This window comes from Vibrio sp. 10N.247.311.51, assembly GCF_041467855.1.
GTDB classification, from domain to species: Bacteria; Pseudomonadota; Gammaproteobacteria; order Enterobacterales; family Vibrionaceae; genus Vibrio; species Vibrio coralliirubri.
In genome coordinates, this window is record NZ_JBFSVK010000002.1 from 366403 (window position 1) to 379863 (window position 13461).

Genomic DNA, 13461 nt, shown 5'->3' on the forward strand with positions numbered 1-13461 from the left:
TCCTAAGGGCGAAGAATAACAGTATAGGGCTGGGTCATCGTTGGGTCAGAGCGGATAATGACACCATCTTGAGTTCGAATACTGTTTAGCGTATCTAGGTCACGACCAATACGGTCTGCAGGCAAGAAGCCTTGTGCCGTCGCCACGACAATGCGAGTTTGCATGCCAACAACACGAGCATTGACTAACACACCGCCTTCTTGGCGAAGCATAGTGCCTGTTAGTACGTACTGTACGTCTTGCTCTTGAGCTAAGTCTTTCCAATCGCGGCTTAACGCAAAGTCACCTTGGTGAGTCACTTGAATAGAACCTGTTGTTTTGAAATCAACCACCTTGAAGCCACGACGCTGAAACTGATGAATGAAACCTTCTGATACCGAGTTTCCTAGCCAGTTCGTTGTGTCCATGTGTTGTAGGTCAACAAACGAAGTAATCGCTATCGGAGTTCTTGCTGAGATACTCGTATTCGAAATGATCAGATCTTCGGTCATGCTTTCCACGAAGAAATCCATGGTATGACGAGGGCTATCCATCAACATAAACTGACTGCCTGAATACTCAGACTTGCCGTTATAGATTGGTGAATAAGCACATGAGGTCAACAACATGACACTCATTACTACGAGCCATTTTTTCATTCTCTTATCTCCAGATAGTTTTAGTGCTCCCTGTTCCAATATGTTCTCACCATTATTCTTTTCAATGGATTACAATGTTGGAACAGTCTTTGCTTTTCATTAATGGTTCAGATTAAGAAAAACGCACTTAAGTCAGCTTCAAGCTTATAGTTATTTGTTAAGCAATATTTATACCCAACTGGTAACGAATAGATGAAAAAAATAATTTCTTACTTATTTTCAATAAGTTCACTGATAACCATAAGCTTCAGTGCTCATGCCTCTTGGTATGAAGTTACCGGTACCGCAGCCATCGTATCCTCAGAGGAAACGGCAAGGGTTCATGCTCTGGAAGACGCGGTATATAAAGCGATCCAGTTCTCAGGTGCTGATATTGGTAGTATCTCCAACCTCACGCCGTACCTCGACGCAAACAAGAAAGAATTTCAATTTACCAATCATGAAGTGCGCTACATCTTGATAGAAAAAGAGAAAAAACGCAGTGGCAATATAATGATCACCGCAAGGATCGATATCTATCCTTCGGCAAATGCTTGCCATGAGAGCCAATACAAGAAGACATTTTTGGTAGGCAACATTGATGTGACCTCCCCTCAACAAGCAGTGATGGGCAGAATCTATAACATTGGTGATGATTTTGGCCATGTCGTGGACCGACAGTTAGCACAAGAGTCTCGCAGCTTTGTTTCGGTTGGCACGACCAATTACGATATCGACAAGCGTCGACCAGAGGTGATCAAGATGATCGCCCAAGATACTGGCGCGCAGTACATCATTGGTGGCGACATTACCGATTTAACCGCGACCATCGAATCCAAGCTTTTGAAAGATGACATCATCAATCGTCAGTTTGCGTTAGAGATGCAAGTCTTCGATGGCAAAACAGGACATCAGGTTTACAACCGTAGCTATCGTGAAGTGGCAAAGTGGCCATTTGCTAAGACCAGTGAAGTGGACACCCGCAGTGCTCGTTTCTGGGCATCAACCTACGGCAGTATGATGCTGCGTGTTAGCCGCAATATTATGTTGGACTTGGAATCGGAAGTGTCATGTAAAATCACGCTTCCAGAGGTGGCTGCGGTATTTGGTAACACGGTGACCATTGATTTAGGTCGAATGCATGGTGTTCAACAAGGTGACAAGCTACAGCTATGGCACACAGGCTCGTTTATCGACCAACGCGGCTTGCCACGTAATAAGGTATCTCAAAGCGATATCACGCTGACCGTCTCTCGCGTTTATGAAAACGAAGCAGAACTAACTATCGACCAACCAAGTCTTGCAGGAAGCATTCAAATTGGTGATGTGATGCAGAAAATCATGTAGTTAGCGACACGCTCATCTCATAGTTTCTAATAAAGCCTTAGCACTTTTGTTAAGGCTTTATTTTTTTCATGGGTATTAGTTTCGGTTTTGCAGTATTTGGCGTAATCTTATTAATAATATAATCATCACTTAGCAAACTATGAGTCAGAATAATCTAATTGGTGCTACCGGTTACCGCTTTATCTCGAAAGGTAAAACCGCTTTTAAGATCCACATCCATACTCCCGAAGATACGGTGCTGCATCGGTCGGTCGGTTTTGTTCGTATGGGTGAAGACAAAGCACTCAAGAAAACCATTAAATTAAGAGATGAACTGGGCAGACAGCTTTGGGGCAAGTTTTGGCCCAAAGTCCTCAAAGAGCCCTACCTGATGACGCGCCTGCCTCATAGTCTAGAACCCAAAATTGTCTTCAAGCCAAATCCAACTCAGAGTGATCCTGAACACCGCGACGAGTGTTACATCGCTAAGTGGCGTGTATTCTCAGAAAACGGCGACTACAAATACAAAACCAAGGTGTGCTCCATTAGAAAGCACGGCAGACTTGCCGCTTATAGCCAAACCAAACGCGCCCTTCTTGATGCCCACAAAGACGTGATTGATCTACTTGTCTTTATGGGACGATTAAACAGCATCGACCTGAAGTAGCTTAGAACGCAATGAGGTTGATTACCCATATTGTTCACATACAAAAACAGCCGCACATTGCGGCTGTTTTTATTTTTAGGCTAAGCATCTGGTGCTTTAGCGTATTGTCCACACTAAATAGACCACCTAGCTTCGGCATATCTCTGCCAATGTTGTGAGGCGGCGCTTAGATTCCTTAACATAAGGGTTGGTTTGATCCCATGCGTAGCCCGCCAGAATTGAGCACACCATCTGCTTAATCTTTGGGTTTGGATCTTGATAGAAAATCACGTCCTGTAAAGTACCTGAGTACCACCCCTCAACATATGTCCTAAAGGTGTTTACGCCCACCATCAACGGATCGGCATAATCGCGCTCCCAATCAACTTGTTCACCGTTAAGCTGCTTTTCAACACACTCAACCGCAAACTGAGCCGACTTCATCGCAATCGTCACGCCGGATGAAAAGACCGGGTCAAGGAACTCACCAGCATTACCAAGCAACGCGTACTTATCCGTCGCCAGATGTTTTACATTGGCAGAATAGCCACCAATTTCACCCGCAGGGTTTGGATACTCGGCATTTACCAGAATTTCGGCTAAGCCCGGCTCTTCCGCTGCTAGCTGTTTAATGGCTGCAATCTTGTCTTCTGGGTAGGATTCAAAGAATTTAGGCTCACCTACCACACCAAACGAAGAGACACCGTTACTAAACGGGATCAACCAATACCAAACATCAGGGTTGGTTGGGTGCACCGAGATCAGGATTTTGTTGCGGTCATATTCCAGATCGGTATCAACCTCTGCAATATGATCGTTAATGTGAGTAAAAATAGCTTTGCGTGGAGGAAGTGATGACGGCTCTTCCAAGTTAAGCATTTTCGGTAGCACTCGGCCAAAACCACTGCCATCTAAAACGTATTGCGCTTCTAGCTGATAGCGTTCTCCACCCAACACTTGCACATCTAAAATGGTGCTGTCTTCGGTGAAATTAATGCCCATCAACTCATGTTGGTAATCAATGCAGACACCCTGCTCCTCAGCCGTATCCGCCAAAACCTTATCAAAGGCACCTCGCTGAACCTGAAACGTGGTTCCAGGACCAGAAGAGAACTTGTCTTCAAAATTGAACGCCGTATAAACGCCATTTTTGCGAAAGGCTGCGCCATCTTTGTATTGGAAGTTGGCGTTGATAACTGCGTCAGTCATCCCAGCCTGTTCAATCACTTCCATACAAGCGGGTAGTAGGCTTTCACCAATAGAAAAGCGCGGGAATACGCTCTTTTCAATCACTCGAACATCGATGCCTTTTTTATGAAGCAAAGACGCAGCAATTGAACCTGACGGCCCAGCTCCGATGATCACCACTTGAGTTGATAGTTTATTCATTATTTAAGCCATGTTTGTTATTTTTATTGCGCGCCAGCTTTCAATTCAAGAAGCGTGTGACCAAGACCGATGTCGTCGGTACGAGTTACCACTTCAAAGCCCGCTTCTTCAACGATCTCTAAGAAATCTTCACTGCGGTAAAAACGGCTGTTGCCATTTGCCAAGCAGGTAAAGTAGAGAGACGTCGCGTTTAAGCTATAAGAAGCCGCATCGTATTTCTGTGCATCCCAAAACAGTTCAAGGATATAGACTGTCGCGTCTTCTGACATATGAGAGCGAACACGCTTTAATATGCTCAGAATCTCCATTGGCGAGAAGCAATCAAGGAACTGACTCATCCACCAAACATCCGCGCCCGTTGGCAGCGCTTGCTGCTTATCTAGCATGTTAGCTGGGAAAGGCGTCACTCTGTTTTGATGACCATGTTGCTTAGCGTTTGCCATTGCCATTTCTAACTGCTGTGGCAAATCAACAATCGTCACTTCAACATCAGAATCGTGGTTGCAACACTGCATAGCCCACTTGCCTGTATTGCCGCCAATATCCACCAGCGATTTAGGTTTCTTGCTGAAGACTTTTTCAAGTAATACTGGGAACGAGCGATCAGAATAGAAGTGATCGAACTTGAACCAACTCTCTTTGGCTTTTTCTGGCAATTGAGACAAGCCTTGGTAAATGGTTTCCCAGTCACCCAGCTCTTTCAAGCCAGCAGGTGTGCCCTCTTCAATCGCTTCGGTTAGATGCATCATCGCGGCGTAACAAACATCGGCCGTAAAATCCATGTTTGCGTTGGTCATGCCATCGTGCAGAAGGTAGAAGCCAAGATTGGCCATTTTATAGTTAGGTTTGTCCCAAGTAACAATATGCGCACTTAACGCCATATCGAGCAGAACTTTCACGCCGTACTCAGAAACTCCGGTTGATTCAGAGATTGACTCTGCTGGCAAACCCTCGTTGCCAGCGTTATCTAACGCTTTCAAGATGCCTAAATCACGAAGTGTACGAGCAGTATGAAAAACAATAGGAGCGAAAGACAATTTCTGCGCTTCTGTTTTTGCTTCTAATGCGTTGAATGGATCTAATTTATATTCCGACACGAAAAACCTAACTTTAAATAATAGAGAGTTACTCAGCTGCCATTTGTGCAAGCTTACGTTTAATATCAACGTTTAAGTTATTAACCCAACGATTGTAATTACGGTGTATTTCACCATCGTCGTACTTCAAATTCTCTGACTCAACGTAAAGAATAGAGTAAAACTTATTACTATAAGGAATTTCAACCACAGCGTGGTGCGAACGAACATACAGCTCAGCACGTATCAAGCCAGGCTTTATTTCTGAAACCAACCAGCCTCGATTTGCAGCCGATTCATAAATAGCTGATTTAACCTGTTTACTTTGAAGATTCAGTGCAACTGGAGTATCCTCAACATTCATTACAGGTTGGACGCGTCCACACCCTGCAAGAACGAATATGAATAACATTGAAACCGCTATTTTTAGTAATTTCATTTAAATTCCTTATCTGTGTTTATTTATAAGCGCGCATAGTATTTAGTTAGACCCAAAGCAAATCAATACTCTATGTCAAATCAATCCCAATTAATGTCGTTTAATATTGAGAAATGGTCTGCAAATTCGGCTGGTCTCAATTCTGTTGCCCAATGGCAAGCGTGGAGCACGAATTTAGATTGGCCACAAGATGGCTCAACTGAATTTAAAGCTATCCCTCCAATGATGCGCCGTCGAATGAGTCTGCAAAGCAAACTTGCCGTCCAAACCGCGTTAACCTTATTAAAAGACACCTCGATTGATTATCTTGTCTTTGCTAGCCGACATGGTGAGCTACACCGAACCGCCACTTTGATTCAGTCGATATTAGAAGGTGATGATGCCTCGCCAATGGCGTTCTCACAGTCGGTACATAATACCGCAGCCGGTCTAACCACCATTGCCGCCAAAGCGCCAATTCCACTGACTTCAATCGCTGCAGGGCAAGATACTTTCCATAACGCTCTGATCGAAGCTTATCTTTATCTTCATCAGTATCCGTCACATCGTGTACTCGTCATTGACTTCGACCAACCTTTGCCTGAGCTTTACCAAGAATACGAAACACAAGACTATGCGGATTACGCTCTGGGCTTCGTGCTCACCGCTGGCAGTGAATACTCTATTGCTAGAGCAGTAGAAGCCAACCAAGCACCTTCCGGGTTACCACAAGGGCTACAAACGCTCCAACATATCTTATTGGGTACAAATAAGTGGGCTATTGCTGGCAAGCACCAAACTTGGTCGTGGGTAAAGAACACCGAGACAGGTCCACAGTCATGAGCAAAGTAGACCAATATTGGCGAGTATTCGCGACAGGGCTCTGCTTTACCATCTTTGGTTTTGGTGGCTTAGTATTGAGCTTCTTAATCTTACCCACTATCGCGCTAACCACTCCCAATACCATTAAAAGAGAGCTTAAAGCACAGCGATTGATTCGCTTCTCATTCAACGCCTTTTGCCAAATCATGAAGTTCACCGGCGCGATTGATTACCGAATTGATGGCGCGGATCTATTACGTGAAGATCGTAACTGCATCATCGTCGCCAATCACCCTAGCTTAATCGACTATGTGCTGATCGCTTCTCAACTTCCTCAATGTGATTGCCTCGTTAAGGCCGCTATTTGGGAAAACCCTTTTATGAAAAGGATTGTCAAAGCCGCAGGTTATATCCCTAACCAAGCCCCTGACGATCTTTTAGAGCGCTGTGAAGAACGTTTCTCACGTGGCAATGTGCTGCTGGTTTTTCCCGAAGGAACTCGCACAACGCCCGGAATTGAACCATCCTTACAACGTGGTGCGGCGCAAATCGCCACTCGAACACAAACCGATTTACGCGTAATTCATATTACGGTTTCTCCGACATTCTTAACGAAAGAGAAAAAATGGTATCAAGTTCCTGCGACGAAACCCTTTTTTCATATCGCGGTGAAAGGTAAAATAGAAGTCGCACCATTTATTGAGAATTCAAATAACTTAACTTCGGCAGCAAGGCGCCTTAATCATCATCTTGCACACTCTATTTTCCCTTCCGAAGAAAACATTTAGCTCATCAATAAAGCAACTGGCGATATCAGCATTTCGAAAATACATCGCATAATGTAGAATCGCCCCTTAAAGCAGCATTCAGATAAAGCATTAAGTAGGCCAAAGTGGAAACATTACACAACGAACTGAAACAACTGATCATCGACGCATTGAATCTTGAAGACATGAGCATTGATGAGATTGAAACGGAAGCTCCACTATTTGGTGATGGACTTGGATTAGACTCTATTGACGCGCTAGAGCTTGGTCTTGCTATCAAGAAAAAGTACAACATTGTTATCGATGCCGACGATTCAAACACTCGCCAGCACTTTGCATCCGTTGAAAACCTAGCAAACTACATCTCATCTCAAACGAACAACTAGACAGATCTTTATGACACAAGCTAACCAACAAGAAGTATACAACCAGGTTAAAGATGCGCTGATTGAGCTGTTCGAGCTTGATGCTGAAGATATCACGCCTGAAGCACACCTTTATCTTGATCTAGACCTAGACAGCATTGATGCGGTTGATTTGGTCGTTCACCTACAGAACGTAACAGGTAAGAAGATCAAACCTGAAGAGTTCAAAGCAGTACGCACCGTTAATGACGTTGTAGAGTCTGTGGTTGAACTATTGAAGGACGCATAATGCGTCCTCTGCTGACTTTACTGTCGGCAATCATACTTTTCACTTATCCAATAGCGGTTTACTTTGGACTCAACAAGTTTGGCCTACAAACCGTTGGTATCGTCTTGGCCGTTATCTTTGCTGTCCGTATTTTTACTGGCGGTCAGGCTAAAATCAAAGAGCTAAAACACCTAGCTTGGATCAGTGGTAGTGCCGGTATTGTTCTGCTGGCATTAGGATTAACCTTCAAGCAGCATGGCTGGTTAACCTATTACCCCGTCATCGTTAACGTTTGTATGTTGGTTGTGTTCGCTTCAAGCCTTTGGCAACCGCAAACGATTATCGAGCGTCTTGCTCGACTCCAAGAGCCTGAACTTCCGCAAAGTGGCGTTGATTACACACGAAAAGTCACCAAAGTTTGGTGCTTGTTCTTTGTTATCAATGGCTCTATTGCCCTTTACACCTGCTTCCAACCTCTTGAGATATGGACCCTATACAATGGCTTACTCAGCTATTTATTCGCAGGGTTACTCTTTGCAGGAGAGTGGATAGTAAGACAGCGCATTCGTCAGAGTTAAATTGTTATGACACAAACCGTATCTTACATCTCGTTATCTGAGCTTCTCAGTCAAACAAGATCCCCTGAATCGATTGTCTGCTTTGACGACAATAGCGAGATTACGTGGCAAACATTTAGCGCCGACTTATCTCAACTCGTGCACCTTTTATCTTCATCCCCTTTTCAACGAGTTGCGATTTGTACCCAAGACAGCTACCTATTTTCAGTGGCCTTTTTGGCATGTGCTGTCAGCCACAAACACATCATCTTGCCGGGCAACTACCAGCCCTGTGCGCTTGCCGAATTGAGAGAACATTTTGATTGCCTGTTAGTTGATGACTCGATTGGTGAAGTTGAGGTTAGTGACGTTCGCAATATCCAAAACTTATTGAACTCAAACACCACGTCAAAACAACCTCTAATCGATAATCTTGCGACCATTGATTTGGCAGCCATCCAATTGACCCTGTTTACTTCAGGTTCAAGCGGCACACCCAAGGCAATCAATAAAACATTAGAACACCTAGACATTGAGACGGCTCAGTTAAATAAGAACTGGGGAGGTATGCTGAAGGGAAAACAAGTTCACAGCACGGTCTCGCACCAACATATCTATGGTCTGTTGTTTCGAATCTTATGGCCGCTCTGTTCTGGTGTTCCATTTGCTCGAAACAACCTTGAGTACCCTGAACAGATCTTGTCTCACGCCAATAAAAACTGTGTGCTGATAAGTAGCCCAGCTCTGCTCAAACGATTAAAGCACGAAACAAAATCTGCTCAGCTTGCTGGTGTGTTCTCTTCTGGTGGCCCATTACCAACTGAGTCTGCTCACCAATCACGTAGCCTGCTTGGTCATTTACCTATCGAAGTCTTTGGCAGCACAGAAACCGGTGGCATCGCATTTCGTCAGCAAGAGAGCGCTCAAACACCTTGGCAACTTTTTGACTGTATTGAGGCTAGTCTCAACAGTGAGAATTGCATTAAGTTATTGTCGCCGTACATCGACAAAAACAACTGGTATCAAACCGCCGATGAGTGCGAAATGGTCTCGGATAATCAATTCATATTGAAAGGCCGAACCGATCGAGTGATCAAGATAGAAGAAAAACGAGTATCACTGGTTGAAGTCGAAAAACGACTAGAGCAACTGCCTTGGATAAGTGAATGCGTGGTGATTCCATTTGAAGAGCCTGAACGCTTAATCTTGGCGTCGGTTTTGGTATTATCAGACGAAGGCCAAGCGACACTCGCTAGCATGAGCAGAGGCAAGTTCTGGTTGATGCTGCGTTCAGAACTCAGAAAATGGTTAGAGCCAATCGCCATCCCGAGAAAGTATCGTGTGGTTGATGAGATTCCTCTCAACAGCCAAGGTAAGCGATTAACTTCTCAAATCGAGCAACTCGTAAAATCATAGAAATCGCTTATCGTGTTTTACACTGAGTTTATCTTTTTATATTTTTGTCAGAACACCCATTTTCAGCCCAAGGATTCTAAGCACACGCTATGGATAAGAGAAAGCCAAACATCATTGCTGTTGACACTGCAGAGAATGAATCGACCCTGACACTCCATGTTACCGGAGACATCACCGATTTTAAGGGGCACTTCAAGAGCTTCCCTATTCTTCCGGGTGTTACACAGATTGATTGGGCGCTTTACTATGCAGTCCAAGAGCTTAATGTCCCTGGTTGCTTTAAAGGCATGGAGGTCATCAAATTCCAAGAGCCTATCCTGCCCGACTCGACCATTCAGCTATCACTCAAGTGGGACGCCGACAAAGATAAGTTAAACTTCAGCTACACCTCGAACAACGGCGAACAAACTCACTCTTCAGGCAAAATGAAGCTGGGAGAGAAAAGTGAATAGCACTCCAGTCGAGGCTAATTCTCAACACCAAACCAAAGAAAGCAGCTACAACGCCTGCTTCCTGATTCCGTGCTTTAACCATGGCGCAACCATGCCCGCGGTGGTCTCATCACTTCTTAATTTCGAACTTCCGATCATTATTGTTGATGATGGCAGTGAACTCGAGACCAAACAGTTTCTGACTCCCCTTGCCGATAGTCCAAGCGTGACTTTGGTGACGCTTGAACAGAACCAAGGCAAAGGTGGCGCAGTAAAGGCTGGTATCAAGCGAGCACAAGAGCTCGGCTTTAGTCATGCCATCCAGATTGATGCTGATGGCCAACACGACCTTGAAGCACTACCCGCATTAATCCAAGCTTCGCAAAATAAACCTCAGCGCTTGATATCAGGTCAGCCTGTTTATGACGAGAGCGTGCCCAAGGCAAGGCTCTACGGGCGCTACGCGACACACATTTGGGTATGGATAGAAACCCTATCTCTATCAATTAAAGACAGCATGTGTGGCTTTAGAGCGTATCCGATCAACCAAACTCAAACAGTGTTGAATAAGTACGATGTTGGTTCGAGAATGGACTTCGATATCGAGATTCTGGTTCGACTGTATTGGGAAGGCTGCGACATCGACTTCGTTGAAACTCGCGTTATCTACCCTGAAAACGGCATCTCTCATTTCGATGCGCTGTGGGACAACGTAAAAATCAGCTGGATGCACACGCGATTGTTCTTTGGCATGTTGCCAAGAGCACCAAAGCTGATTGCTCGCCATTTCAAATCAACGTCTGCTGAAGATGGTCAAAACCAAGATTCCCGGGCTGGATCAAACAACAACGATTCAGAACAGCCCCATTGGTCCCGTACTCAAGAACGCGGCACCGTACTTGGCATCAAGCTGTTACTAGCCATTTACACCCTGTTAGGTCGCGGTGTATTCAACCTAATTTTGCGTGGTGTGATGCGTTACTACCACCTAACGGGCAAACGCGCACGAAACGCCTCAGAACAGTACCTGTTTCAACTAAAGGCTTACGCAGAGCAACAAAACATTGAGTTACCTACGGAGCTAACCAGCTATAACCATCTGCTTTCGTTTGGCCATACGATGTTAGATAAACTGGCGGCATGGAAAGGTGATTTCTCAGCAGATAACCTGACTATTCATGGCCAAGACCAATTCGAGAGCATGGTAGCAAATAAGCAAGGCGTGCTAATCCTTGGATCTCACCTTGGTAATATTGAGCTGTGCCGAGCTTTGGGCCGCAGACACTCGAACATCAAAATCAACGCGCTGGTTTTTACAGAACACGCTGAACGTTTTAATTCCGTAATGAAAGCGGTTAACCCGCAGTCAGATTTAAATTTGATTCAGGTGACATCAATGGGACCTGATACCGCTATCTTGTTGCAACAGAAGTTGGAGCAAGGCGAGTGGATTGTGATTGTTGGCGATAGAACCTCCACCAGCAAAGAGAGTCGCTCGGTATGGGCTGAGTTCTTGGGTAAGGAAGCGCCCTTCCCTCAAGGGCCATTTATGTTAGCTTCGGTTCTCAAAGCGCCAGTATTTCTATTATTTGGGTTACGTGACGATTCACAATCCAAGCCGCATTTTAATGTCTATTTCGAGCATTTTAGCGACAAGATAGAACTACCAAGAAAGACTCGCGAACAATCTTTACAGCAAGTCGTGCAGAAATACGCAGACCGACTTCAGCACTACACACTGAAAGCACCGCTTCAGTGGTACAACTTTTTTAATTTTTGGACATTGAGCAAGCACCATGACGAAAAAGAATCCAAATAGCATCACCTTTGGTGCCGAACGCCTCACGATTGAGGATGTTGTCGCTATCTCACAAGGCGCAAAAGCCTCGATGAACTCAAGTGAAGCATTCACATCTAAGATCGACCGTGGTGTCGCTTTCTTAGAACGCCTACTAAAAGAAGAAGGCGTAATTTATGGTGTAACAACGGGCTACGGTGATTCATGTACCGTTGCGATTCCATCAAACCTTGTTGATGAATTACCACTGCATCTAACACGCTTCCACGGTTGTGGCTTAGGTGAAATACTGTCTCACGAACAAGCTCGCGCAGTCCTTGCAACACGTCTGTGCTCGCTGTCACAAGGTGTTTCTGGTGTTACTCATGATTTGCTCAACCAAATCGTTACTCTGATTAACCAAGACATATCACCGCGTATTCCGCAAGAAGGCTCTGTCGGTGCCAGTGGCGACTTAACGCCTCTCTCTTACTTGGCTGCAGCCCTAATCGGCGAGCGCGATGTTATTTATAAAGGCGAAGTTCGCCCAACCAGTGACGTCTACAAAGAATTAGGCATTAGCCCTATCAAGCTTAAGCCAAAAGAAGGCTTGGCATTGATGAATGGCACGTCAGTAATGACGGCTTTGGCTTGTATCGCCTACAAGCGTGCGGAATACCTAGCTCAGCTATCAACTAAGATCACCGCAATGGTATCTGTGGGTATGCACGGCAATGATTTTCACTTCGATGAAGCGCTGTTTGCAGTGAAGCCTCATCCGGGTCAACAGCAAGTTGCTGCATGGCTACGTGATGACTTACAAGCGGATCGCCCGCCACGCAACAGTGATCGCCTACAAGATCGCTACTCTCTGCGTTGTGCTCCACATGTGATTGGTGTGGTTCAAGACTCACTACCTTGGCTACGCCAAATGATTGAGAACGAGCTAAACAGTGCTAACGATAACCCAATTATCGATGGCGACAATGAGCGCGTACTACACGGTGGACACTTCTACGGTGGCCATATCGCAATGGCAATGGATACACTAAAAACAGCGGTAGCCAACCTTGCAGACCTGCTTGATCGCCAAATGGCGCAGTTGATGGATTACAAGTTCAACAACGGCTTACCATTTAACCTAACGGGCGCTGAAGGCGAACGTAAACCGATTAACCACGGCTTTAAAGCAGTACAGATTGGCGTTTCAGCTTGGACAGCAGAGGCATTGAAACACACTATGCCAGCAAGCGTGTTCTCTCGTTCAACAGAGTGTCACAACCAAGACAAAGTCAGCATGGGCACCATTGCGGCTCGCGACTGCTTACGTGTTCTTGAACTGACAGAACAAGTTGCGGCTGCGTCACTACTTGCTGGTACACAAGCGCTTGAGCTTCGTAAACGCCACAATGAGCTTGATGAGCACCACATGAGTGAGAACCTAAAGCATATTCGCGACGAAGTGCTTAAAGAGTTTGAATTTATCGTTGAAGATCGACCACTTGAAGGCGATCTACGTCACTTCATTGCTCGTATTCAAAGTCAGCACTGGTCACTTTACTCATAAAGTAGCCACCCTTTACGCA

General features: G+C 45.2%; 15 protein-coding genes. 11 read left to right on the plus strand and 4 right to left on the minus strand.

What is annotated here, in order from left to right:
- Positions 1-2: 2 nt before the first annotated feature.
- A complete protein-coding gene (locus AB6E85_RS03785) occupies positions 3-638 on the minus strand; it encodes a FlgO family outer membrane protein (RefSeq protein WP_048611320.1) in 636 nt (211 codons plus the stop codon).
- Between the two features lie 192 nt (positions 639-830).
- Between AB6E85_RS03785 and AB6E85_RS03790 the strand changes: the two genes are divergently transcribed.
- On the plus strand, positions 831-1964 hold the full coding sequence (locus AB6E85_RS03790; RefSeq protein WP_372141506.1) for a flagellar assembly protein FlgT: 1134 nt from the start codon (positions 831-833) through the stop codon (positions 1962-1964).
- Between the two features lie 139 nt (positions 1965-2103).
- Positions 2104-2610: a hypothetical protein gene (locus AB6E85_RS03795; protein WP_048611319.1), complete on the plus strand. Its 507-nt coding sequence runs from the start codon at positions 2104-2106 to the stop codon at positions 2608-2610.
- 126 nt (positions 2611-2736) lie between these two features.
- On the opposite strand, the gene AB6E85_RS03800 is transcribed toward AB6E85_RS03795, so the two are convergent.
- Genes AB6E85_RS03800 through AB6E85_RS03810 form a run of 3 tightly spaced genes read right to left on the minus strand, consistent with a single transcriptional unit; the run spans position 2737 to position 5493 of the window.
- Complete coding sequence (locus AB6E85_RS03800; protein WP_372141508.1) at positions 2737-3978, minus strand: NAD(P)/FAD-dependent oxidoreductase; 1242 nt, start codon at positions 3976-3978, stop codon at positions 2737-2739.
- Between the two features lie 23 nt (positions 3979-4001).
- The gene (locus tag AB6E85_RS03805; protein WP_372141510.1) at positions 4002-5075 is read right to left on the minus strand and encodes a methyltransferase; all 1074 of its coding nucleotides are present in this window, start codon (positions 5073-5075) and stop codon (positions 4002-4004) included.
- Between the two features lie 28 nt (positions 5076-5103).
- Complete coding sequence (locus AB6E85_RS03810; protein ID WP_372141512.1) at positions 5104-5493, minus strand: hypothetical protein; 390 nt, start codon at positions 5491-5493, stop codon at positions 5104-5106.
- A gap of 72 nt (positions 5494-5565) precedes the next feature.
- On the opposite strand from AB6E85_RS03810, the gene AB6E85_RS03815 reads away from it, so the two are divergent.
- From AB6E85_RS03815 to hutH, 9 genes are all read left to right on the plus strand, one after another.
- Complete coding sequence (locus AB6E85_RS03815; protein WP_372141513.1) at positions 5566-6315, plus strand: beta-ketoacyl synthase chain length factor; 750 nt, start codon at positions 5566-5568, stop codon at positions 6313-6315.
- Entirely contained in the window at positions 6312-7082 is a 771-nt protein-coding gene (locus AB6E85_RS03820) for a lysophospholipid acyltransferase family protein (protein WP_372141514.1), read from the plus strand. The genes AB6E85_RS03815 and AB6E85_RS03820 overlap by 4 nt, the downstream gene beginning before the upstream one ends.
- Before the next feature lie 104 nt (positions 7083-7186).
- Positions 7187-7447, plus strand: coding sequence for a phosphopantetheine-binding protein (locus AB6E85_RS03825; RefSeq protein WP_004736154.1), 261 nt, complete (start codon positions 7187-7189; stop codon positions 7445-7447).
- A gap of 10 nt (positions 7448-7457) precedes the next feature.
- Positions 7458-7715 carry an acyl carrier protein gene (locus tag AB6E85_RS03830; RefSeq protein WP_004739745.1) on the plus strand — a complete coding sequence of 86 codons (258 nt, stop codon included), beginning with the start codon at positions 7458-7460 and terminating at the stop codon, positions 7713-7715.
- Positions 7715-8272: a septation protein IspZ gene (locus AB6E85_RS03835; protein WP_086774094.1), complete on the plus strand. Its 558-nt coding sequence runs from the start codon at positions 7715-7717 to the stop codon at positions 8270-8272. Before AB6E85_RS03830 ends, AB6E85_RS03835 begins: the two co-directional genes overlap by 1 nt.
- A 6-nt stretch (positions 8273-8278) precedes the next feature.
- A complete protein-coding gene (locus AB6E85_RS03840) occupies positions 8279-9667 on the plus strand; it encodes an AMP-binding protein (RefSeq protein ID WP_372141515.1) in 1389 nt (462 codons plus the stop codon).
- Between the two features lie 89 nt (positions 9668-9756).
- Complete coding sequence (locus AB6E85_RS03845; RefSeq protein ID WP_086774096.1) at positions 9757-10119, plus strand: 3-hydroxyacyl-ACP dehydratase; 363 nt, start codon at positions 9757-9759, stop codon at positions 10117-10119.
- A complete protein-coding gene (locus AB6E85_RS03850; RefSeq protein WP_372141517.1) occupies positions 10112-11917 on the plus strand; it encodes a glycosyltransferase in 1806 nt (601 codons plus the stop codon). Before AB6E85_RS03845 ends, AB6E85_RS03850 begins: the two co-directional genes overlap by 8 nt.
- The gene (gene hutH / locus AB6E85_RS03855; RefSeq protein ID WP_248401914.1) at positions 11895-13442 is read left to right on the plus strand and encodes a histidine ammonia-lyase; all 1548 of its coding nucleotides are present in this window, start codon (positions 11895-11897) and stop codon (positions 13440-13442) included. The genes AB6E85_RS03850 and hutH overlap by 23 nt, the downstream gene beginning before the upstream one ends.
- The last annotated feature ends 19 nt before the right edge of the window (positions 13443-13461 follow it).

What these genes read in the sequence shown, in the direction of transcription:
- AB6E85_RS03785 (WP_048611320.1), bottom strand. Translation starts at nt 638, where the DNA reads ATGAAAAAATGGCTCGTAGTAATGAGTGTCATGTTGTTGACCTCATGT.
- AB6E85_RS03790 (WP_372141506.1), top strand. Translation starts at nt 831, where the DNA reads ATGAAAAAAATAATTTCTTACTTATTTTCAATAAGTTCACTGATAACC.
- AB6E85_RS03795 (WP_048611319.1), top strand. Translation starts at nt 2,104, where the DNA reads ATGAGTCAGAATAATCTAATTGGTGCTACCGGTTACCGCTTTATCTCG.
- AB6E85_RS03800 (WP_372141508.1), bottom strand. Translation starts at nt 3,978, where the DNA reads ATGAATAAACTATCAACTCAAGTGGTGATCATCGGAGCTGGGCCGTCA.
- AB6E85_RS03810 (WP_372141512.1), bottom strand. Translation starts at nt 5,493, where the DNA reads ATGAAATTACTAAAAATAGCGGTTTCAATGTTATTCATATTCGTTCTT.
- AB6E85_RS03815 (WP_372141513.1), top strand. Translation starts at nt 5,566, where the DNA reads ATGTCAAATCAATCCCAATTAATGTCGTTTAATATTGAGAAATGGTCT.
- AB6E85_RS03820 (WP_372141514.1), top strand. Translation starts at nt 6,312, where the DNA reads ATGAGCAAAGTAGACCAATATTGGCGAGTATTCGCGACAGGGCTCTGC.
- AB6E85_RS03830 (WP_004739745.1), top strand. Translation starts at nt 7,458, where the DNA reads ATGACACAAGCTAACCAACAAGAAGTATACAACCAGGTTAAAGATGCG.
- AB6E85_RS03835 (WP_086774094.1), top strand. Translation starts at nt 7,715, where the DNA reads ATGCGTCCTCTGCTGACTTTACTGTCGGCAATCATACTTTTCACTTAT.
- AB6E85_RS03840 (WP_372141515.1), top strand. Translation starts at nt 8,279, where the DNA reads ATGACACAAACCGTATCTTACATCTCGTTATCTGAGCTTCTCAGTCAA.
- AB6E85_RS03845 (WP_086774096.1), top strand. Translation starts at nt 9,757, where the DNA reads ATGGATAAGAGAAAGCCAAACATCATTGCTGTTGACACTGCAGAGAAT.
- hutH (WP_248401914.1), top strand. Translation starts at nt 11,895, where the DNA reads ATGACGAAAAAGAATCCAAATAGCATCACCTTTGGTGCCGAACGCCTC.